21 protein-coding genes are annotated in these 21,835 nt (G+C 66.6%); 10 read left to right on the forward strand and 11 right to left on the reverse strand.

Annotated features, from left to right (window positions below; genetic code table 11):
* Positions 1-295: 295 nt before the first annotated feature.
* The 5 genes from mtgA to mpl form a co-directional block, all read right to left on the reverse strand.
* The gene (gene mtgA, locus U5771_RS23920; RefSeq protein WP_322026248.1) at positions 296-1,033 is read right to left on the reverse strand and encodes a monofunctional biosynthetic peptidoglycan transglycosylase; all 738 of its coding nucleotides are present in this window, start codon (positions 1,031-1,033) and stop codon (positions 296-298) included.
* Between the two features lie 14 nt (positions 1,034-1,047).
* Complete coding sequence (gene aroE, locus U5771_RS23925) at positions 1,048-1,914, reverse strand: shikimate dehydrogenase (protein ID WP_322026249.1); 867 nt, start codon at positions 1,912-1,914, stop codon at positions 1,048-1,050.
* On the reverse strand, positions 1,911-4,001 hold the full coding sequence (locus tag U5771_RS23930; RefSeq protein ID WP_322026250.1) for an RNB domain-containing ribonuclease: 2,091 nt from the start codon (positions 3,999-4,001) through the stop codon (positions 1,911-1,913). The genes aroE and U5771_RS23930 overlap by 4 nt, the downstream gene beginning before the upstream one ends.
* A gap of 81 nt (positions 4,002-4,082) precedes the next feature.
* The gene (locus U5771_RS23935) at positions 4,083-4,652 is read right to left on the reverse strand and encodes a YqiA/YcfP family alpha/beta fold hydrolase (protein WP_322026251.1); all 570 of its coding nucleotides are present in this window, start codon (positions 4,650-4,652) and stop codon (positions 4,083-4,085) included.
* Positions 4,649-6,034, reverse strand: a complete 1,386-nt coding sequence (gene mpl, locus U5771_RS23940; RefSeq protein WP_322026252.1) for a UDP-N-acetylmuramate:L-alanyl-gamma-D-glutamyl-meso-diaminopimelate ligase — start codon at positions 6,032-6,034, stop codon at positions 4,649-4,651. Before mpl ends, U5771_RS23935 begins: the two co-directional genes overlap by 4 nt.
* A 233-nt stretch (positions 6,035-6,267) precedes the next feature.
* Between mpl and U5771_RS23945 the strand changes: the two genes are divergently transcribed.
* The 10 genes from U5771_RS23945 to U5771_RS23990 all read left to right on the forward strand — a co-directional run bounded on the left by U5771_RS23945 (position 6,268) and on the right by U5771_RS23990 (position 14,529).
* Complete coding sequence (locus U5771_RS23945) at positions 6,268-6,912, forward strand: UDP-N-acetylmuramate--alanine ligase (RefSeq protein WP_322026253.1); 645 nt, start codon at positions 6,268-6,270, stop codon at positions 6,910-6,912.
* Between the two features lie 7 nt (positions 6,913-6,919).
* A complete protein-coding gene (locus U5771_RS23950; RefSeq protein ID WP_322026254.1) occupies positions 6,920-7,474 on the forward strand; it encodes a TlpA disulfide reductase family protein in 555 nt (184 codons plus the stop codon).
* A 194-nt stretch (positions 7,475-7,668) separates the two neighbouring features.
* Positions 7,669-8,121: a type II 3-dehydroquinate dehydratase gene (gene aroQ, locus U5771_RS23955; RefSeq protein WP_040143361.1), complete on the forward strand. Its 453-nt coding sequence runs from the start codon at positions 7,669-7,671 to the stop codon at positions 8,119-8,121.
* 64 nt (positions 8,122-8,185) lie between these two features.
* Positions 8,186-8,656, forward strand: a complete 471-nt coding sequence (gene accB / locus U5771_RS23960; RefSeq protein ID WP_322026255.1) for an acetyl-CoA carboxylase biotin carboxyl carrier protein — start codon at positions 8,186-8,188, stop codon at positions 8,654-8,656.
* A gap of 85 nt (positions 8,657-8,741) precedes the next feature.
* A complete protein-coding gene (gene accC / locus U5771_RS23965) occupies positions 8,742-10,109 on the forward strand; it encodes an acetyl-CoA carboxylase biotin carboxylase subunit (RefSeq protein ID WP_322026256.1) in 1,368 nt (455 codons plus the stop codon).
* 2 nt (positions 10,110-10,111) lie between these two features.
* A complete protein-coding gene (prmA, locus tag U5771_RS23970; RefSeq protein ID WP_322026257.1) occupies positions 10,112-11,014 on the forward strand; it encodes a 50S ribosomal protein L11 methyltransferase in 903 nt (300 codons plus the stop codon).
* Between the two features lie 45 nt (positions 11,015-11,059).
* Positions 11,060-12,427 carry a DUF3426 domain-containing protein gene (locus U5771_RS23975; RefSeq protein WP_322026258.1) on the forward strand — a complete coding sequence of 456 codons (1,368 nt, stop codon included), beginning with the start codon at positions 11,060-11,062 and terminating at the stop codon, positions 12,425-12,427.
* Between the two features lie 72 nt (positions 12,428-12,499).
* A complete protein-coding gene (gene tpx / locus U5771_RS23980) occupies positions 12,500-13,003 on the forward strand; it encodes a thiol peroxidase (RefSeq protein ID WP_322026259.1) in 504 nt (167 codons plus the stop codon).
* A gap of 94 nt (positions 13,004-13,097) precedes the next feature.
* Entirely contained in the window at positions 13,098-14,036 is a 939-nt protein-coding gene (locus U5771_RS23985) for a carbohydrate kinase family protein (RefSeq protein ID WP_322026260.1), read from the forward strand.
* 19 nt (positions 14,037-14,055) lie between these two features.
* The gene (locus U5771_RS23990; RefSeq protein ID WP_059465339.1) at positions 14,056-14,529 is read left to right on the forward strand and encodes a glycine zipper 2TM domain-containing protein; all 474 of its coding nucleotides are present in this window, start codon (positions 14,056-14,058) and stop codon (positions 14,527-14,529) included.
* 219 nt (positions 14,530-14,748) lie between these two features.
* On the opposite strand, the gene U5771_RS23995 is transcribed toward U5771_RS23990, so the two are convergent.
* The 6 genes from U5771_RS23995 to U5771_RS24020 all read right to left on the reverse strand — a co-directional run bounded on the left by U5771_RS23995 (position 14,749) and on the right by U5771_RS24020 (position 21,827).
* Complete coding sequence (locus tag U5771_RS23995) at positions 14,749-15,456, reverse strand: histone H1-like DNA-binding protein (RefSeq protein WP_044844205.1); 708 nt, start codon at positions 15,454-15,456, stop codon at positions 14,749-14,751.
* Positions 15,457-15,484: 28 nt separating this feature from the next.
* Positions 15,485-15,811 (reverse strand): hypothetical protein, encoded by a 327-nt coding sequence (locus U5771_RS24000; RefSeq protein WP_082088468.1) that lies wholly within the window; start codon positions 15,809-15,811, stop codon positions 15,485-15,487.
* Positions 15,812-15,893: 82 nt separating this feature from the next.
* Positions 15,894-17,105 (reverse strand): ribonucleotide-diphosphate reductase subunit beta, encoded by a 1,212-nt coding sequence (locus tag U5771_RS24005; protein ID WP_044844206.1) that lies wholly within the window; start codon positions 17,103-17,105, stop codon positions 15,894-15,896.
* 363 nt (positions 17,106-17,468) lie between these two features.
* Positions 17,469-20,462 (reverse strand): ribonucleoside-diphosphate reductase subunit alpha, encoded by a 2,994-nt coding sequence (locus U5771_RS24010; RefSeq protein ID WP_322026261.1) that lies wholly within the window; start codon positions 20,460-20,462, stop codon positions 17,469-17,471.
* A gap of 463 nt (positions 20,463-20,925) precedes the next feature.
* Positions 20,926-21,513 carry a 1,6-anhydro-N-acetylmuramyl-L-alanine amidase AmpD gene (gene ampD, locus U5771_RS24015; RefSeq protein WP_322026262.1) on the reverse strand — a complete coding sequence of 196 codons (588 nt, stop codon included), beginning with the start codon at positions 21,511-21,513 and terminating at the stop codon, positions 20,926-20,928.
* Positions 21,510-21,827: a PP0621 family protein gene (locus tag U5771_RS24020; RefSeq protein WP_322026263.1), complete on the reverse strand. Its 318-nt coding sequence runs from the start codon at positions 21,825-21,827 to the stop codon at positions 21,510-21,512. The genes ampD and U5771_RS24020 overlap by 4 nt, the downstream gene beginning before the upstream one ends.
* Positions 21,828-21,835: the final 8 nt, after the last annotated feature.

Here is a 21,835-nt window from a genome sequence, read left to right on the forward strand (position 1 = left end):
TATTTGATCGATAGTCGGTGCAGCGCACACCTTTCAGGAATGCTTCGATTCGCGATCCATCGATTTTCAGTCGCCTTTCATCTGCTTTCGTGTTTACCCGGAAACACTAAAACCGCGCGAATTTCGTGCCATATCGGCAAACAAAATCCCGCACCTGCAGGCATTGCTCAGCAAAGCGAAATAGACGGATTCGTCTAATGGATGGGACCCGAAATGCGGGCGACACGAATGCGCTGCAGCGCACCAATGGCGCGCCGGCGACGGAACGGACAATGTGACGGCGCGCTCGCGCCGCTCACTGCGATTGCGGAAGCTCGGCCGCGCCCATCCGGCGGGCGATGACGGCCGCGCGCTGCGCCTGGTAGGCCGAGCCGCGGTGCGCGTCGAACCAGCGCGGCTTCGGCAGCATCACCGCGAGGCGCGCCGACTGCCACGCGCCGAGCCGGCTCGCGGGGATCTTGTAGTAATAGCGGGCGGCGGCCTCGGCGCCGTACACGCCGCGGCCCCACTCGACCGAATTCAGGTAGATCTCGAAGATCCGCTCCTTGTCGAGCACCGTCTCGAGCATCCACGTGATGATCAGCTCCTGCCCCTTGCGGATGTAGCTCTTCTCGCGTGACAGGAACAGGTTGCGCGCGAGCTGCTGCGTGATCGTCGAACCGCCCGCGACGATCCGGCCGCGCGCCTTGTTCTTCTCCCACGCCTGCAGGATCGCATCGACGTCGTAGCCGTTGTTGGTCGCGAAGGTCGAATCCTCCGACGCGATCAGCGCGCGCTTCAGGTTGCGCGCGATCTGGTCGTACGGCACCCACTGGTGCTGGATCCGCGCGGGCGGGTTGTCGCGCGACAGCCACCATGCGTCGGTACGCATGAACGCGGTGGAACCGGGATCGATCATCGACCACAGCGCGATCTGCACGAGATAGAACAGCTGCGTCGCGAGCCACGCGCCCGCGAACACCGACCCCGCATAGACGATCCAGCGGGTCGGGCTGATCGTCCGCGTGCGCTGCGTGCCGCTTACCGCCACCACCTGCCGCGCTCCGGTCAGGCCGCCGCGAGCGCCTGGCGCAGCGCGGCCAGCACCGGTGCGCCGTCCGGCCGCACGCCGCGCCAGATGAAGAACGATTCGGCCGCCTGCTCGACCAGCATCCCGAGCCCGTCGGCCGTGCGCGCGCCGAGCGACGCCGCATGCTGCATGAACACCGTCGGCTGCGCGCCGTACATCATGTCGTACGCGAGCGTGCCCGCGCCGAACGCGGCCGCGTCGCACGCCGGCAGCGCCGCATCGAGGCTGCCGGCCGTCGCGTTGACGATCACGTCGTACGGTTCGGCACGCACGCAGTCCGGGCCGCCGCCCGACAGCACGCAGCCCGCGTCGTGCGCGGCCTGCGTGAACTGGCCGACGAGCGCCTCGGCCTTGCTCGCGGTGCGGTTCACGATCGTGATCGACAGCGGCGCGCGCTCGAGCATCGGCAGCACGACGCCGCGCGCCGCGCCGCCCGCGCCGAGCAGCAGGATGCGCGCGCCCGCGAGCGACACGCCGAGATTCAATTCGATGTCGCGCACGAGGCCGACGCCGTCGGTGTTGTCGCCGTAGAGGCGGCCGTCGGCGTCGATGCGCAGCGTGTTCACCGCGCCCGCCGCGGCCGCGCGCGGCGACAGCGTGTCGGCGAGCGCATGCGCGTCGAGCTTGAACGGCACCGTCACGTTCGCACCGCGTCCGCCTTCGGCGATGAACGCGCGCACGGCGGCCTCGAAGCCGTCGACCGGCGCGAGCCGGTGCGCGTAGACGATCGCCTCGCCCGTCTGCGCGGCGAACTGCGCGTGGATGAACGGCGACTTGCTGTGCGCCACCGGATTGCCGAACACCACGTAGCGGTCGGCGCCGCTCGTCGACGCGGCTGCGTTCATGATGCGCGCCCCTCTTCGCTGTCCTGGCCGTTGCCGTTCGCGGCCTCGCCGCCTTCGACCGCCGCGCCGTCCGCTTCGGCGAGTGCCTCGGCCTCGGTTTCCGCCGACGCGTCTTCCGCATCGACCAGCGTGTCGTCGCCGCCTTCGGTCTCGTCTTCGTCGTCGGCCGCCTCGCCGCTCGTCACGGTCGGCGCGTCGAGCACGTTCAGGAGTCGCACCGACGCCTCGATCGTCAGCTCGTCGAGCGACATCACGTCGAGCAGCACGCGCGTACCGCGCGCATGCACGCCGAGCCCCGGCACGTGCAGCAGCAGCGGGATTTCCTCGAGGCGCACGAGATCGCCCTTCACGACGCTCGCGACGACCTGCTTCTTCTGCTCCTGCGCGAGCCAGCGCAGGCACCAGAAGTACTCCATCCGGCGCTGGTAGTCGGCGTACGCGGTATAGGTGTCGTCGAAGCCCTGCACGACCGCGTACAGGTCGGCGTCCTTCGGCTTGAACGGCGCGGCAAGCTTCGCGGTGACGCCGTGCTGCACGCACGCGAGCAGTTGCCACTGGTTCACGAGGTCGACGTAGCGGCGCAGCGGCGACGTGCTCCACGCGTACTGCGCGACGCCGAGGCCTTCGTGCGGCGCGGCCGTCGTCTGCATCCGCGTGCGCTTCGGGCCCGGCGCGCCGAAGCCGCGCTGCGAGCGATAGATGCCCGGCACCGTGTGATCGTGCAGGAACGCGCCCCACGTCGAGTTCGCGAGGATCGCGAGCTCGGACACGATGAGATCGAGCGGCGACCCGCGGCGACGCGGCGTGATCGTCACCTGCTCGCCTTCGACGTAGAAGTTGTAGTCGGTGTTGCGCTGCACTTCGCGCTTCAGGCCGTAGCCCGCGCGCGCGACCTGGCGCTTCTCGAACAGCGCCTGCGCGAGCGGCCACAGCACGGCGATGTCGTCCTTGTGCGGGTAGTCGCCGGTGCCGGCCGCGAGCGTCTCTTCATTGACGAGCTCGTCGAGCGTGTTGTGACGCAGGTTGTTCTTCACGAACACGAGTTCGGCGCGCGTCTCGTTCGCGACGATGTCCTGCGTCTCGCGGTTGACGATGATGTACAGCGACAGCGCCGGACGGTAATCGCCTTCCTTCAGCGTGAACACGTCGACGACGTCGTCCGGCAGCATCGTGATCTTGTCGCCCGGCATGTAGACGGTCGACAGGCGCGCACGCGCGATCGCATCGACCGCGTCGCCGCGCACGATGCCGAGCGCCGGCGCCGCGATGTGCACGCCGATCCGCACGCGACCGTCGGACAGGTGCTCGACCGAGAACGCGTCGTCGATTTCGGTCGTCGTGATGTCGTCGATCGAGAACGCCTGGACGTCCGCGCGCGGCAGGTCGTCCGGCAGCGGGCCGACCGTGACGGCCGGGAAGCCCGTGCCGTGCGGGAAGAATTCCGCGAGAAAACGCGCCTCGTGCAGCGCACGCGGCGACGCGATGCCGCCGCAGTCGAGCATCAGCCGCGCCGGCGACACGCCGCGCGCGCCGGCCGCCGCTTCCATCGCCTTGTATTCGATCGCGTTCTTGTCCGGCCGCGTCAGCAGCCCGAGCACCTTGCCCGCGAACGCTTCCGGCAGCTTGCCGGCCTTCAGTTCCTCTTCATACTGCGCCTGGACGAGCGCCTGCTGGCGCTTGCGCTCGAGCGACGCCAGCGCCATCTTGAGCTGCTCTTCCGGCGCGCGCTGGTACTGGCCGCGCCCCTTGCGGCGGAAGTAGACGGGCGAGCCGTGCAGCCGCAGCACCAGCGCCGCGCGCTCGACCGCGCCGTAGCTCGCGCCGAAGTATTCCGCGGCCAGCGCCGTATACGCGAATTCGTCGGCCGGCGCGCACTCCCACAGGAAATCCAGGTCGATCTGCTGCGCGGCCGTATCGGCTTCCTGCATCAGCTCGCTCGCGGCCGGCTTCTCGAATTCGATCAGCACGTCTTTTGCGCGCACCTTCGCCCGCCGCCCGCCGGGCAACTCGACCTGAAACGCGTCGCCCTGGCGCGACAGCACGCTGCCCGCCTTGAAACTGCCCGATTCCTCGAAGAAAACGTTCACTCAGTACTCTCGTTCAGACTGCCGGGCGCCGCATCGGCGGCGCCGCATGATGATGGGAATTCGATCGGCATGACGCCGGGTTCATGACGTTCGGTCGTCGCAAAAGGCGAGAACGTCGTCGACATAGTCGGCAAATTCGCTGATTCCGTGATCGCTGCCTTCGATCACGCGCGTTTTCGCGCCCGGGTAGTGGGCGAGCATCTCGCGGTAGTCCAGCACTTCGTCGCCCGTCGCCGCGAACAGATAGTAGCGTTCGGGCCGCGAAATCGCCGGCACGCGCAGCGCATCGAGCTCGTGCAGGTGATGGCGTTCGACGACGATCGACCCGCCGCCGTGCCACAGCGGCTGTTCGCCCAGATGCTGTTCGAGATCGCGCTGCGGCACGATCGCCGGATTCAGCAGCACCGCCTTCCAGCCGTGCTTTTCGGCGAGCCAGGTCGCGTAGTAACCGCCGAGCGAGCTGCCGATCACCGTTACGTCGCGCGCACCGGCCACCTCGGCTTCCGCGACGGCGATCGCCTCGAGCGGCGACACCGACAGCGACGGGCAGCGCCACTCGCGCATGCGGCCGAGTTCGGCCATGCGCGCGGCGAGCAGCCGCGACTTCTGCGACTCCGGCGACGACCGGAACCCGTGCAGGTACAGGATCACGCGCGGCTCCCGAGCGCGTCGAGCAGCTTCTGGTGCACGCCGCCGAACCCGCCGTTGCTCATCACGAGCACGTGGTCGCCCGGGCGCGCGGCCCCGACGACCGACTTCACCAGCAGATGGAGATCGTCGAACGCGCGGGCCTTGTCGCCGAGCGGCGCGAGCGCGTCGCCGAGGTTCCAGCCGAGCGCGTCGCGCCCGGTCGGCGCGCCGTAACCGAACACCAGATCGGCGTCGGCGAGGCTGGCCGGCAGTTGCGCCTTCATCACGCCGAGCTTCATCGTGTTCGAACGCGGCTCGAGCACGGCGAGAATGCGGGAGTTTTGGCGGCCGATGCGCGCACGAAGGCCGGCGATCGTGGTTTCGATCGCGGTCGGATGGTGCGCGAAGTCGTCGTAGACGGTTACGCCGTCCACGCTGCCGCGCACTTCCATGCGGCGCTTCACGTTGCGGAACGATGCGAGGGATTCGGCGGCCTGCGCGGGCGGCACGCCGACGTGGCGGGCGGCGGCGATCGCCGCGAGCGCGTTCATCCGGTTGTGGTCGCCCTGCACCTGCCACGCGACTTCACCGACACGCTCGGCCTGCGAATACACCGCGAACCGCTCGTCGACCGGCACGCCGTCCTCGGCCGGCAGCGCCTGCCAGCCGCCGTCGACGCCGAAGCGCTCGACCTCGCTCCAGCAGCCGCGCGCGAGCACGCGCTCCAGCGCATCCGAGCGGCCGTTGGTCACGATCCGGCCGACGCCCGGCACGGTGCGCACGAGATGATGGAATTGCGTTTCGATCGCGGCGAGATCCGGGAAGATGTCGGCGTGATCGAATTCGAGATTGTTGAGCACCGCGGTGCGCGGCCGGTAGTGGACGAACTTCGAGCGCTTGTCGAAGAACGCCGTGTCGTATTCGTCGGCCTCGATCACGAAGAAGCTCGAATCGGTCAGCCGCGCCGACACGCCGAAGTTCAGCGGCACGCCGCCGATCAGGAAGCCGGGGTTCAGGCCGGCATCTTCCAGCAGCCATGCGAGCATCGACGACGTGGTCGTCTTGCCGTGCGTGCCAGCGACCGCCAGCACCCACTTGCCGGCGAGCACGTGCTCGCCGAGCCATTGCGGGCCCGATACATAAGGCAGGCCGCGGTCGAGGATCGCCTCCATCAGCGGGTTGCCGCGCGTGACGACGTTGCCGATCACGAACAGGTCGGGCTTCAGGTCGATCTGCTCGGCGCCGTAGCCCTCGATCAGCGTGATGCCCTGCGCCTCGAGCTGCGTGCTCATCGGCGGATAGACGCCCGCGTCGCAACCCGTCACCGTGTGGCCCGCCTCGCGCGCGAGCACGGCGAGACCGCCCATGAAGGTGCCGCAGATGCCAAGAATGTGGATGTGCATAGATGAATGCTTTCGCGCCGCCGGGCGCCGTCGATTCGGAAAGATGGTCTGCGGCACGCCGGACAGGCCGCCCGGCCAACGACTTTCGCCGCGACACAAAGACCGTCATTGTAACTGACGGCCCGCCGTGCCCGGCGGCCCGAACGATGGATCGGGACGCCGCACGGCGCCGCGGGCAGCACGCAGCCGCACCGCGTTCGACCGTGGCGGCGATCGAGTATGATTGCCGGATCATGTCTCGCAAACCCCTTGTCGACCCGCGGCGCGCCCGCGAGGAAATCGCCCAGTCCGCCGCCCGCCTGATCGCGGAGGACGGCCTCGATTACGCCAGCGCGAAACGCAAGGCCGCGCGCCAGCTGTTCGGCGATACGCGCGTTGCCGGCGAATGGCTGCCGGATAACGACCTGATCGAGGAAGAACTGCGCGAGTACCTCGCGCTGTTCCAGAGCGACACGCAGCCGGACGAACTGCGCCGCCTGCGTGAGATCGCGCTCGACTGGATGCGCCGGCTCGCCGAGTTCAATCCGTATGTGACGGGCGCGGTGCTGAACGGCACCGCGAACGCGCATTCGGACATCCATTTGCAGATATTCACCGACAACCCGAAGGACGTCGCGATCTACCTGCTGAACCAGAACGTTCAGTACGACGTGTCCGAGACGCGGCATTTCGCCGGTCGCGCGGACGTCGAGACGCTCAGCTTCCTGTGGCGCCCGCGGCGCGACGTGGACGCAACCGGCATTCACGTCGCGCTCTACGCGAGCGACGACCTGCGCGGCGCGGTCAAGGCCGACGCGCGCGGCCGGGTCGCCCGCGCGGACGCCGCCGCATTGCGTGCGCTCCTCGAAGCCAGCAACGCCCCTTCCGAACCGGAATGATTCAACGATGATGATGAAACGCATGTTGGCACTCGCGGTGGTCGCGGCCGCCGCCGTCGCCGGCGGGCTCGCCGCCGGCCACTGGTTCCGCGGCGGCAGCGCCGACGACGGCGTCGCCGTCGCCGCGCCCGCCGCGCAGGGCACCCCGGTCGACCAGCTGTGGGCCGCGTCGCTGACCGGCGTCGACGGCAAGCCGGCGTCGCTCGCTTCCTTCAAGGGCCAGAAGGTCGTGGTCAATTTCTGGGCGTCGTGGTGCGGCCCGTGCGTCGAGGAGATGCCGGAGCTCGTCGCGCTGTCGCATCAATACAAGCAGAAAGGCATCCGCTTCATCGGGATCGGCGTCGATTCCGAGCAGAACGTGAAGAACTTTCTGCAGAAGGTGAAGGTCGACTATCCGGTTTTCGTCAGCGGTTATGCGGGCGCCGATCTGGCCCGTAATTTCGGAAATACCGCCGGCGCGCTGCCGTTTACGGTCGTCATCGACGAAACCGGCAAGATTCGCGAGACAAAATTAGGACAAATCCAACCGGCCGAGCTGAAAAAGACCCTGGACGCGTTGTGATCGCCCTGAACAACGGCCCGCACGTTGGCGGCGATTTGTGCGTCGATCGCCGCAATTTCACGTGAATTCGCCGATACTTTGCCGCCGCGCCGGTAATTCTTGCAGGTCCGATGCGCCTGGCCGTTCGGCAAAACTAGACAAATTTCTCTAAATAGCGCTAAAGTTCGCGCAATTCCGCAGAAATAGAAGCGACCATGACACGATTGCTGGTGCTGCACGGCCCCAACCTGAACCTTCTCGGCACCCGGGAACCGGAGGTGTACGGCCGCGTCACGCTCGCGCAGATCGATCAGGCGCTTGCCGCGCGGGCTCAGGAAGCCGGCGCCGAACTGTCGTCGTTCCAGAGCAACCATGAAGGCGCGCTCGTCGACCGCATCCAGGCCGCGCGGGAGGAACAGACCGATTTCATCCTGATCAATCCCGCCGCGTATACGCACACGAGCGTCGCGATCCGGGACGCGATCGCCGGCGTTGGCATCCCGTTCGTCGAGGTTCATCTGTCGAACGTGCACCGCCGCGAAGCGTTCAGGCATCACTCCTACTTTTCCGACCAGGCCGAAGGCGTGATCTGCGGGCTCGGCTGGAAAGGTTATCTGTACGCGCTCGAGTACGCGCTGGACAAGCTGCAAGGCGCGTCGCGCGGCTGATTTCGCGATCTAGATTCAGCGCCGGTCCCACCGGCGCTTTCACGTATTGAAAGGGGAATTCCCGATGGATCTTCGTAAGCTGAAAACTCTGATCGACCTCGTCTCCGAATCCGGCATCTCCGAGCTGGAAGTGACGGAAGGCGAAGGCAAGGTGCGTATCGTCAAGAACGCGCCGCCGGTCTACGTGCAGCCGACGGCTGGGTTTGCCCCGCAAGTCAGCGCGCCGATCCCGTCGGTCGCGCTGCCGACCGAAGGCGCTGCCGCGCCGGCAGCAGGCGGCGCCGCACCGGCGGTCCCGCAAGGCCACGTCGTGACGTCGCCGATGGTCGGCACGTTCTACCGCGCACCGTCGCCGGGCGCGGACCCGTTCACCCAGGTCGGTGACACGGTCAAGGAAGGCCAGACCATCTGCATCATCGAAGCGATGAAGCTGCTCAACGAGATCGAGTCGGACAAGGCCGGCGTGATCAAGGAAATCCTCGTCGAGAACGGCCAGGCCGTCGAATACGGCCAGCCGCTTTTCGTGATCGGCTAAGTCCGCCGCGCGGCCCATCCGGCCGCGCGCCGCCGATGCTCGCCAGGCGCCGTTCGCGCGCCCCTCGAAGAGACGAATACTCGCTATGTTTGAAAAAATCCTCATTGCCAACCGCGGTGAAATCGCGCTGCGCATCCAGCGTGCGTGCCGCGAGCTCGGCGTCAAGACGGTGGTCGTCTACTCGGAAGCCGACAAGGAAGCCAAGTACGTGCGCCTCGCGGACGAGGCCGTCTGTATCGGCCCGGCTCCGTCGAACCTGAGCTACCTGAACATGCCGGCGCTGATCAGCGCCGCGGAAGTCACCGATGCCGAGGCGATCCACCCCGGCTACGGCTTCCTGTCGGAGAACGCCGACTTCGCGGAGCGCGTCGAACAGTCGGGCTTCACGTTCATCGGCCCGCGTCCGGAAACGATCCGCCTGATGGGCGACAAGGTCACCGCGAAGCAGACCATGATCAAGACCGGCGTGCCGTGCGTGCCGGGTTCGGAAGGCGCGTTGCCGGAAGATCCGAAGGAGATCGTGAAGATTGCGCGCGCGATCGGCTATCCGGTCATCATCAAGGCAGCGGGCGGCGGCGGCGGACGCGGGATGCGCGTCGTGCACACCGAGGCCGCGCTCGTCAACGCGGTCAACATGACCCGCGAGGAAGCCGGCCGTGCGTTCGGCAACCCGCAGGTGTACATGGAGAAGTTCCTCGAGAACCCGCGCCACATCGAAATCCAGGTGCTGTCGGACGCGCACAAGAACGCGATCTGGCTCGGCGAGCGCGACTGCTCGATGCAGCGCCGTCACCAGAAGGTGATCGAGGAAGCGCCGGCGCCCGGCATTCCGCGCCGCCTGATCGAGCGCATCGGCGACCGCTGCGCGGACGCATGCAAGAAGATGGGCTACCTCGGCGCGGGCACGTTCGAATTCCTGTACGAAAACAACGAGTTCTACTTCATCGAGATGAACACGCGCGTGCAGGTCGAGCACCCGGTGTCGGAGATGATCACGGGCGTCGACATCGTGCAGGAACAGATCCGCATCGCGGCCGGCGAGAAGATCACGCTGCGCCAGCGCGACATCCAGTTCCGCGGACATGCGATCGAATGCCGGATCAACGCGGAAGATCCGTTCAAGTTCACGCCGTCGCCGGGCCGGATCACGTCGTGGCATACGCCGGGCGGCCCCGGCGTGCGCGTCGACTCGCATGCGTACAATGGCTATTTCGTGCCGCCGAACTATGATTCGATGATCGGCAAGCTGATCACCTACGGCGCGACGCGCGACCAGGCGATCCGCCGGATGCGCATCGCGCTGTCGGAAATGGTCGTCGAAGGCATCCAGACCAACATCCCGCTGCACCGCGAGCTGATGATCGACTCGAAGTTCGTCGAAGGCGGCACCAGCATCCACTACCTCGAAAACCGGCTCGCGCAGAAGCAGCAGGTCGCACCGGAAGAAGCGTAAGCATGAGCTACCGCGAACTCGTCGTCGAACTGGCCCGTGAGCATGCGGAGGCGCTGTCCGACGCGCTGCTCGACCTCGGCGCGCTGTCGGTGTCCGTCGAAGACGCCGACGCCGACACGCCCGACGAACAGCCGCTCTTCGGCGAGCCGGGCCTGGTTCCCGACCGCACCGCGTGGCAGCACTCGCGCGTGATCGCGCTGCTGTCGCCCGATCACGACCCGGCCGTGCTGCTCGCGGCGGCCACGAACGAAATCGGTGTCGCCGAGACGCCGAAGTTCGACGTGCGCGAAGTCGAGGAACAGGACTGGGTGCGGCTCACGCAGTCGCAATTCGAGCCGATTCCGATCGGCGAACGGATCTGGGTCGTGCCGTCGTGGCACGACGCACCCGACCCCGACGCGCTGATCCTCGAACTCGACCCCGGTCTCGCCTTCGGCACCGGCAGCCACCCGACCACGCGCCTGTGCATGGAATGGCTCGAACAGTCGGTAAAGCCCGGCCAGTCGGTACTCGACTACGGCTGCGGCTCGGGCATTCTCGCGATCCTCGCGCGGAAATGCGGGGCGAACCCCGTGGTCGGCATCGATATTGATCCGCAGGCGGTCGAATCGGCGCGGCAGAACAGCGAACGCAACCATGCGGAAGTCACGTACGGGCTGCCCGACGCGTGTCCGGCCGGCGAATTCGACATCGTCGTCGCCAACATCCTGTCGAACCCGCTGAAGCTGATGGCGTCGATGCTCGCATCGAAGGTGAAACCGGGCGGGCGCATCGCGCTGTCGGGCGTGCTCGCGCGCCAGGCAGACGAAGTCGCGGCCGTCTATGCGCGCTACGTCGACATCTCGGTCTGGCGCGAACACGAAGGTTGGGTATGCCTCGCCGGAACCCGGCGGGAAAGCCATTAGAATAGCGCTGTCCTTCACTCTGGCCAGCAGGCCGCCCGGCTCGACATGCTTCTTGCGACGCGCTGCCCTCATTGCGAAACCGTCTTCCGGCTGCAGCAGGAACAGCTCTCGCTGCATGACGGGCTCGTGCGCTGCGGACACTGCCAGCAGGTCTTCAACGCATCGCAGTCGCTCGTGCCCGATCCGGCGCAGCAGCCGGAACCCGCACTGACCGAAGCGGCGCCGGCCGAGCCGGCCGCCGCCGACCCGCAACACGAAGCCGCGCCCGCGCGGCTCTTCACCACCGACGCACCGGTCGAGCCGGCGTCCGGTTCCGATTACAAGCCGGAAGGCTGGGACATGTGGGCGCCGTGGCTCGATGCCGGCGTCGACCCGTCCCTGCAGCACAACGTGCAGACCATACGCGCCGAGCCGCTGGTGCCGCTCGCGCTGCCGGCCACGGATGCCGGTGTGGTTCACCTGTCCGGCACGCCGGCGCCGATCGCCTCGCAGCCGGCCGAGTTGCACGCCGTCGCCGCGCGATCGGCCGGACCGGATGCGGTGCCGCCCGAAACCGACGAACCGCTCACGCCGCTCACCGAACCCGATCCGCGCGAACCGCGCTTCGTCACGCCCGCGCCATCGGCCGAACACGCCGCAGCAGCACCCGTCGAACCGGTCGGCAACGCGCGCTTCGCCGTGCCCGACGACGAGCACGCGCCACGTGAACCGCGCTTCGCGTTCAGGCCGGTACAAGCCGAAGCCGAACTCGAGCCGAAACTCGAACCCGAACCCGACACTCACGCCGAACGCGCCGCCGCACCGGCCGCAGCCGCCAGCGAACCGGCCGTCCAACTGGCCGTCCAACCGGCCGTCCCCTTCCCCGCCGCACTGACCGACGACGATCGCCCGCACTTCGCCGTGACCCGCGAAACGCGCGCGCCGCAGCGACGCGGGATGCTCGGCGGCTTTTTCGGCGGGCTCGTCGCCGCCGCACTCGCGGTCCTGCTCGTCGCGCAACTCGCGTGGTGGCAGCGCGAAACCGTGATGATCTACTGGCCCGTCACGCAGGGCTGGTTCCGGCAGGCGTGCGCGCCGCTCGGCTGCACGGTCGCGCCGCCGCGCGCGATCGACGGCCTGCGGCTCGACGCAGCCGACCTGCGCCAGCTCGACGGCCCGCGCGTGCTGGAACTGAAGGTGCCGCTGACGAACCGCTATCGCGTCGCGCTCGCCTACCCGTCGCTCGAGCTGACGCTGCTCAACGACACGAATCACGTGACCGTGCGCCGCGTGCTCGCGCCGCGCGACTACGTGCGCCCGGGCACGCCGATCGACGCCGGGCTGCCGCCCGGCACGACGCAGACGATGGTCGTCCGTCTCGACACGAACGGCGCGCCCGCCTCGAATTTCCGCGTCCAGATCTTCTATCCGTGACGCCCCGCGGCGCGCGCCTGCGCGCCGTCTCAACCCGCGCGCCGCAGCGGCGCGCTATTTCGGAGCACGAACATGAGCAAAGTTACGCTGGGTGGCAACCCGATCGATCTCGCCGGCACGTTCCCGGCCGTCGGCTCGCAAGCCCCCGACTTCACGCTGGTCGGCAAGGACCTCGCCGATCTGTCGCTCGCCAGCTTCGCCGGCAAGCGCAAGGTGCTGAACATCGTCCCGAGCCTCGACACGCCCACCTGCGCGACGTCGACCCGCAAGTTCAACGAAGCCGCATCGTCGCTCGACAACACGGTCGTGGTGGTCGTATCCGGCGACCTGCCGTTCGCCGCCACGCGCTTCTGCACGACCGAAGGCCTCGCGAACGTCGTGACGGCTTCGACGTTCCGCGGCGGCCGCGCATTCGCGGACGCGTACGGCGTCGACGTGACGAGCGGCCCGCTGAACGGCCTGACGGCCCGCGCGGTCGTCGTGCTCGACGCGCAGGACAAGGTGCTCCACGCGGAACTCGTCGGCGAGATCAAGGACGAGCCGAACTACGACGCAGCGCTCGCCGCACTGAAGTAACCCGCTGCCGCCCGGCCCTGCCGCGCGAGGCCCGACGGCCTGCGCGTGCCTGCCGGGCGGCCGCTTCCCTTTGCTCTCTACAGGAACGCACGCCTTGACTACGCTGATTTGCGGCTCGCTCGCCTACGACAACATCATGACCTTCGAAGGCCGGTTTCGCGAGCACATCCTGCCCGACCAGGTTCACCTGCTGAACGTGAGCTTCCTCGTGCCGACGATGCGTCGCGAATTCGGCGGTTGCGCGGGGAACATCGCTTATGCGCTGCACCTGCTCGGCGGCGACGCGCGCATCATGGCGACGGTCGGCGCGAACGACGCCGATCGCTATCTCGAGCGTCTCGACAGCCTCGGCCTGTCCAGGGCCAGCGTGCGCGTGGTGCCCGAAACGCACACCGCGCAGGCGATGATCACGACCGATCTCGAAAACAACCAGATCACCGCATTCCACCCGGGCGCGATGATGCAGTCCCACCTGAACCGCGCGGACGAAGTGTCGGGCGTGAAGCTCGGCATCGTCGCGCCGGACGGCTTCGACGGGATGGTCCAGCACGCCGAGCAATTCGCGAAGGCCGGCATCCCGTTCATCTTCGATCCGGGCCAGGGCCTGCCGCTGTTCGACGGTGCGACGCTGCGCCGCATCATTGAACTCGCGACCTTTGTCGCGGTCAACGACTACGAGGGCAAGCTCGTCAGCGACAAGACGGGCTGGTCCGAACAAGAAATCGCCAGCCGGGTTCAGGCGTTGATCATCACGCGCGGCGAGCACGGCGCCACCATTCTTCACAAAAACGGCGAAGAACAGATTCCGGTCGTGCAAGCCGAGCGTGTCGTCGATCCGACCGGCTGCGGCGACGCCTTCCGGGGCGGCCTGCTGTACGGCATCGAGAATGGCCTCGACTGGGCAACCACGGGCCGCCTCGCGAGCCTCATGGGCTCGATCAAGATTGCCCACCAGGGGCCCCAGACTTACGCACTGACGCGCGCCGAGATCGACGCGCGCTTCGAGGCTGCCTTCGGTTACAGTCTCAAATGAATATTGTGGGAGAGCAAAGATGTTGACCAAGAAAACCCTCACGCTGGCGGCCATGCTGACGGCCACGCTGACGCTCGCCGGCTGCTTCACGGCGCCGGGCTCGGCGGATGTCTATAGCGTCGGCCAGGCGCAGCGCGAGCAAACCGTCCGCATGGGCACAGTCGAAAGCGTCCGCGCGGTACGCATCCAGTCCGACGGCGGCGGCAGCGCGATCGGCACGCTCGGCGGCGGTGCGCTCGGCGCCGTTGCGGGCAGCGCGATCGGCGGCGGCAAGGGATCGATCCTGACGGCCATCGCGGGCGGCCTCGTCGGCGCGGTCGCGGGCAACGCGGTCGGCGAAAACCTCAGCACGGCGAACGGTGTCGAAATCACCGTGCGCCTCGACAACGGCGACCTGCGCTCGATCACGCAGGCGGCGAGCGGCGAAATGTTCCGCGCCGGCGAACGCGTACGACTGCTGTCGAGCGGCGGTGTCACGCGCGTCACGCACTAACGAGCATCCTCAGCACGCGGCGCAAGCCGCGGTCGAACGCATGTGCGAAGCTGCACATGCGTTTTTTTTCGTCCGTGCCCGGCAGGCAACCGGCCGGCACATCGATGAACGCGGACGAAAAAAATCCCGCCACCTGAGCCAGATGGCGGGATCGATTGAGTAGCGCTACTCAACCCGCGGACACCACGTGAGTGTCCGGGTGGTACGGGTCAGCCGCGATTACGGACGGCTGCCGGTCGGGAACGGCCATGCCGCTGCCGGGTTGAGCGCGGTCTTCACGCCCGATGCCGGCGCGACCGATGCGGTCGACGCAGTGGTTGCCGGTGCAGCCTTCTTCACGACGGCCTTCTTCGGAGCAGCAGCCTTCTTCGGTGCAGCAGCCTTCTTCGCCGGAGCGGCGGCCTTCGGTGCAGCGGCGGCCTTCGGAGCAGCAGCAGCCTTCGGTGCAGCAGCAGCCTTCTTCGCAGGGGCAGCCTTCTTCGCGGGCGCAGCCTTCTTCGCCGCAGCCTTCTTCGCAGGCGCAGCCTTCTTGGCGGCAGCCTTCTTCGCCGGTGCGGCCTTCTTCGCAGCAGCCTTCTTCGCCGGTGCGGCCTTCTTCGCCGCAACCTTCTTCACTGCGACTTTCTTCGCTGCAACCTTCTTCGCAGCGGCCTTCTTCGCCGGTGCTGCCTTCTTCGCGGCAACCTTCTTCACCGCGACCTTCTTGGCTGCAACCTTCTTCGTTGCGACCTTCTTTGCCGCGACCTTCTTCGCAGCGGCCTTCTTCGCCGGTGCTGCCTTCTTCGCGGCAACCTTCTTCACCGCGACCTTCTTCGCAGCAACCTTCTTCACTGCAGCGGCCTTCTTCGCCGGCGCAGCAGCCTTCTTCGCAACGGTCTTCTTGGCAGCAACCTTCTTAGCAGCCGGTTTCTTCTTGGCAGTAGCCATGTTGTTCTCCTTCAGGTTCAGATGAGAGTCAGTTCAAACTACACCCTTCGTCAAAACCCGCTTCCCGCGGACGCTGTTCAGGACGTGCGCTTCGAAGCGGGCTATTCATCGGCGTACGCGGATACCACGCGCTTACGCTAATGAATACGGTATGGCGCGCGTGACCCCATGGCCTCGCGCGCCAAATCAAGTCGGTAGCCGGCGCACCTCGCGCCGCCACCCCTAATCGCTTGATCAAGCGGACCGCCACACGGCCGTCCGCTTTTTCCGGAGGGAAGTTTGCCCATCCCACTGAAGGGTTCGCAAAGTGCCGATCATGTCGTTGGGCCGTTAAGGCACCGGGCATGCTTTGCATCAGGCGTTCTTGCTCCTAAACCTTGGGCCGGGGCCGAGAGGCCGCCGGCTGCTCCATCATGCGACGGGTTCGCTGCTGCGGGTTATTCCCAGGACAGCGCGCCGCCCGTCTGATACTCGATCACACGCGTCTCGAAGAAGTTGCGTTCCTTCTTCAGGTCGATCATCTCGCTCATCCACGGGAACGGGTTTTCCTCGTTCGGGAACAGCGGGTCGAGGCCGATCTGCTGGCAACGGCGGTTGCTGATGAAGCGCAGATAGCTCTTGAACATCGACGCGTTCAGACCCAGCACGCCGCGCGGCATCGTGTCCTCGGCGTAGCGGTATTCGAGTTCGACAGCCTGCTTGAACAGCTCGCGGATCTCGGCGCGGAATTCCGCGGTCCAGAGATGCGGATTCTCGAGCTTGATCTGGTTGATCAGGTCGATGCCGAAATTGCAGTGCATCGACTCGTCGCGCAGGATGTACTGATATTGCTCTGCAGCACCCGTCATCTTGTTCTGGCGGCCGAGCGCGAGGATCTGCGTGAAGCCGACATAGAAGAACAGGCCTTCCATGATGCAGGCGAACACGATCAGCGACTTCAGCAGCTTCTGATCCGCTTCGAGCGTGCCGGTCTTGAAGGCCGGATCCGTCAGCGTGTGGATGAACGGGATCAGGAATTCGTCCTTCGCGCGGATCGACGTGACCTCGTGGTACGCGTTGAAGATCTCGCCTTCGTCGAGACCGAGCGATTCGACAATGTATTGGTACGCGTGCGTGTGGATCGCCTCTTCGAACGCCTGGCGCAGCAGGAACTGCCGGCACTCGGGCGCCGTGATGTGGCGGTACGTGCCGAGCACGATGTTGTTCGCGGCGAGCGAATCGGCCGTCACGAAGAAGCCGAGGTTGCGCTTGACGATGCGGCGCTCGTCCTCGGTCAGGCCGTTCGGGTCCTTCCACAGTGCGATGTCGCGGGACATGTTGATTTCCTGCGGCATCCAGTGGTTCGCGCAACCCGCCAGATACTTTTCCCACGCCCACTTGTACTTGAACGGCACCAGCTGATTGACGTCAGTCTGGCCGTTGATGATGCGCTTGTCGGCGACGTTGACCCGCGCTTCCGAACCGCCAGCGGGAACAGCCGATGCTTGCGGCGGCACCGCAAGATCGCCTTCGAAAATGTCGCGGACCTGATGGGCGGCAGGCGTTGCAGCCTGCATTCCGACAGCCATCCCTGCGGAGGTGCGCAACGCGTTTTGCTGCGCTCCGCTCGCGGGGGTTACGGCAGTCTTCTCGTCATCCCAGTTGAGCATAAATTCTCACCATCAATTTAGAACGGTTTGTACCATCTTTTCCTGAGCGATAAAAGGGTTCGCTCACGAAAAATCCCTTTTTCGATTCGCGTTGCGACCTCGATACAACACTTTGAGCAACGCATCGTCGTTCATGCAGAGCGCGACGTGAGTCAAGCATGGTTCGCGAGGTGCGCCCGACGCATCGAACGCTGATCGAAACGCGACGTCGTCGGGGATGTTTCGATCGCTTGTCACTGCCTGCAACGCGAGTAGCGCGTTACAGATTCCTTATCATTTTTTTAGTAGAGAGCGGCGCACACTTCAACCTCGATCGGTTGTCGTGCGCGCCGCCCGAACCTTCTTCAGGTCATGCGCGCCGCGTTACTGGCAGGCTTCGCACTCGTCGAAGCCCGGATCGCCCGGACGCATCGTGCACACCGGACCGTCTGCTTCGACCGGCGCCAGCGCCGGTGCCGCGTTGACCGCACCCGACGAGGCATCGCCGCCTGCCGCACCGAAGCCGCCCGCCGCGCCTTGCGCGCCGCCGCTGCTCGAGCCGCCGCTCGTCGGCACTGCGTTCAGCGCGCCGTGTGCGACCGTCGACTTCTCGACGTGCGTCGCCGCCATCGTGCGGAGGTAGTAGGTCGTCTTCAGACCGCGCAGCCAGGCGAGCTTGTAGACCTCGTCGAGCTTCTTGCCCGACGCGCCGCCCATGTAGATGTTCAGCGACTGCGCCTGGTCGATCCACTTCTGACGACGCGATGCCGCTTCGACCAGCCACGTCGGGTCGACTTCGAACGCGGTCGCGTAGATCGCGCGCAGGTCGGCCGGGATGCGGTCGATGCGCGACAGCATGCCGTCGAAGTACTTCAGGTCGGCGACCATCACTTCGTCCCACAGGCCGCGTTCCTTCAGGTCGCGAACGAGGTACTCGTTCACCACCGTGAATTCGCCCGACAGGTTCGACTTCACGTACAGGTTCTGGAAGGTCGGCTCGATGCAGGCCGACACGCCGATGATGTTCGAGATCGTCGCCGTCGGCGCGATCGCGACGCAGTTCGAGTTGCGCATGCCGTGCGTGGCGATCCGCGAACGCAGCGTCGTCCAGTCGAGCGACTCGGACGTGTCGACCTCGACGTAGCCGCCGCGCGCTTCGGCCAGCAGCTTCAGCGTGTCCTGCGGGAGGATGCCGCGATCCCACAGCGAACCGCGGTAGCTCGAGTAGCGGCCGCGCTCCTCGGCCAGCTCGGTCGACGCGTGGTATGCGTAGTAGCAGACCGCTTCCATCGAACGATCGGCGAACTCGACCGCTTCGATCGACGCGTACGGCGTGCGCAGCAGGTGCAGGCAGTCCTGGAAGCCCATGATGCCCATGCCGACCGGACGGTGCTTCAGGTTCGAGTTACGCGCCTTCGGCACCGCGTAGTAGTTGATGTCGATCACGTTGTCGAGCATGCGCATCGCGACGCTGATCGTGCGCTTCAGCTTGTCGTGGTCGAGCGCGTAGCTGCCGTCGGCCTGCTTCACCAGGTGGGCGACGAGGTTCACCGAGCCCAGGTTGCACACTGCGATCTCGGTGTCGCTCGTGTTCAGCGTGATTTCCGTGCACAGGTTCGACGAGTGGACGACGCCGACGTGCTGCTGCGGCGAGCGCACGTTGCACGGATCCTTGAACGTGATCCACGGGTGGCCCGTTTCGAACAGCATGCCGAGCATCTTGCGCCAGAGCTGCGCCGCCGGGATCTTCTTGAACAGCTTGATCTCGCCGCGCGCGACCTTGTCTTCGTAAGCCGTGTAAGCCGCCTCGAACTCCGCGCCGAACTTGTCGTGCAGGTCCGGGCAGGTCGACGGCGAGAACAGCGTCCAGTCGGCGCCTTCCATCACGCGCTTCATGAACAGGTCGGGAATCCAGTTCGCCGTGTTCATGTCGTGCGTACGGCGGCGGTCGTCGCCGGTGTTCTTGCGCAGCTCGAGGAATTCCTCGATGTCGAGGTGCCACGATTCCAGGTACGCGCACACCGCGCCCTTGCGCTTGCCGCCCTGGTTGACCGCGACGGCCGTGTCGTTGACGACCTTCAGGAACGGGACCACGCCTTGCGACTTGCCGTTCGTGCCCTTGATATGCGAGCCGAGTGCGCGCACGCGGGTCCAGTCGTTGCCGAGACCGCCGGCGAACTTCGACAGCAGCGCGTTTTCCTTCAGCGCTTCGTAGATGCCGTCGAGGTCGTCCGCGACCGTCGTCAGGTAGCACGACGACAGCTGCGAGCGGTGCGTGCCCGAGTTGAACAGCGTCGGCGTCGAGCTCATGAAGTCGAAGCTCGACAGCACGTTGTAGAACTCGATCGCGCGCGTTTCGCGGTCGATCTCGTTCAGCGACAGGCCCATCGCGACGCGCATGAAGAATGCCTGCGGCATTTCGATGCGCGAGCCGTCGACGTGCAGGAAGTAGCGGTCGTACAGCGTCTGCAGGCCGAGGTAGCCGAACTGCAGGTCGCGGTTCGCGTCGAGCGCTTCGCCGAGACGCTTCAGGTCGAACTGCAGCAGCTTGTCGTCGAGCAGGCCGGCGTCGACGCCGCGCTTCAGGAACTGCGGGAAGTATTCCGCGTAACGGGCCGACATCTCGGCCTGGACCACTTCCTCGCCGAGGATCTCGCGACGGATCGTGTGCAGCAGGATGCGGGCCGTGACCTGGCTGTACGCCGGATCCTTTTCGATCATCGTGCGCGCAGCGAGGATCGCCGAGTCGTAGACCTGGCTCATCGGCACGCCGTCGTACAGGTTCTTCACCGTTTCCGCGACGATCGGGTCAGGGTTAACCGCAGCGCCGAGACCGTCGCATGCCGACACGATCAGCGCGCGCAGTGCGTTCAGGTCGAGCGGACGCGTGACGCCGTTGTCGACGACGTTGATGCCGGTGCTCGACTCGCCGCCCGCGGCCGCCGCTTCCTCGCCCGCGTGCTGGCGCTCGAGGTGGCGCTTCTCGCGATACAGCACGTACGCACGCGCGACGTTGTGCTCGCCGCCGCGCATCAGCGCGAGTTCGACCTGGTCCTGGATGTCTTCGATATGGAACGTACCGCCGTTCGGGCGGCTGCGCACGAGCGCGCGCACGACGTTGTGCGTCAGCTGCTCGACGAGTTCGCGTACGCGTGCCGATGCCGCGCCCTGCCCGCCGTTGACGGCCAGGAAAGCCTTGGTCACCGCAATCGCGATCTTCGAAGGCTCGAACGACACCACGCTGCCGTTGCGGCGGATCACCTTGTAGTCGGCGAACGTGGCCTGCGGCGCGAGCGCCTGCGCGCCCTGTTCGGTCCCGCCGAGCGGACGGCTCGAGGCGCTCTCGTACTGGGACGTCGCGTTGTCGGTGGTTTGCATGTGCAAAGCTCCTGGTGTTGGATGGTGCGGAGAGAACCGCGGATTAAAACGAACGCTGCGCAATGGGGTGCGCGAGCGGTAAGAGGCGAGCGATGCGTCGGGGAAGCCGGTTCGGTCGATGCGCGACAACCGATCCGGTCGTGTGCTTCGTCATGTGTACCCTGCCCCGTCGAAGTTCGCTGCGCTTGATCGCGACGCCCGGACCGCCCGGCCTGGCGCGCCGCCCTGAGAACCCTGGCCGCCGGCGTTGCCCGCCGGCCGGTGCCGCTCGGGTTTCCCCTGCAACACACACTATATCTAGTACAGAACCGCTCAACTGGCACCAAGTATAGTGGACATTCGGACGAGGTCAAAACGGATAATTTGCGCTGGAGGTATTGACATCACCCCCGCCCCGCGCAGGCGCAGACGTGACAAGGCATTGGTCGGAAAAAAAAATTTCGCCGGCTCAAAAACCCTGCGCTCAGTGCTGACGGAAAGGAAAGTATTCGGCGGAAAAGCCGGCATCGCCTGCGAAGCGTTGCCAATCGAAGTGCGGACCCGGGTCGGTCTTGCGGCCCGGCGCGACGTCGGAATGCCCGGCCACCGCATCGATCGGGTAGCGCGCGGCGAGCGTGCGTGCGAGTACGCCGAGCGTCGCGTACTGCGCCGCGTCGAACGGCACGTCGTCCGCGCCTTCGAGCTCGATGCCGATCGAGAAGTCGTTGCAGCGCGGCCGGCCGAAGAACTCGGACGCGCCCGCATGCCATGCGCGCTCGTCGCACGACACGAACTGCACGAGCTCGCCGTCGCGGCGGATCAGGAAGTGCGCGGACACGCGCACGCCGCGCAGGTGGCTCTGGTAATAGGGATGCGCATCGCAATCGAGGCGATTCAGGAACAGCGCCTCGATCGCGTCGCCGCCGAACTCGCCGGGCGGCAGGCTGATGTTATGGACGACGACGAGCGTCGGCACCGCACCCGCGGGCCGCGCCTCGACATTCGGCGACGGCGCGTGGCGCGCTTCGCGCACCCAGCCGTTCGCGTCGACCGACAGCGCCGCGTCGCTCATCGGGCGTCGTGGCCGCTCGCGCGGGCGCCGTGGCGCTGCGCGTGCTCGGTGCTGCAGAAATACTCGCCGCCCGCGGCGACGGCGTCGCCCTGCGGCGTATGCACGCCGCATTCGGCGCAGCGCACCATCGGTTCGGGCAGCGAGCGCGCGTCGCCGTTCGGGCGTGCGCTACCGGCGCCGCCGGAACCGGGCGCGCCGTCGTAGCCGCCACCGCGGCCAGTGCGCGCCTGCGCGTGCTCCTGGGCCTGGCGCAGCTTGCGCGTGAGCCACGAGCCCGCGAAGAAGAGAAGAATCAGGAGAAGAATCTGTCGCATCGGAAACC

The sequence above is a fragment of the Burkholderia sp. BCC1977 genome, from assembly GCF_905339595.1.
GTDB lineage: Bacteria > Pseudomonadota > Gammaproteobacteria > Burkholderiales > Burkholderiaceae > Burkholderia.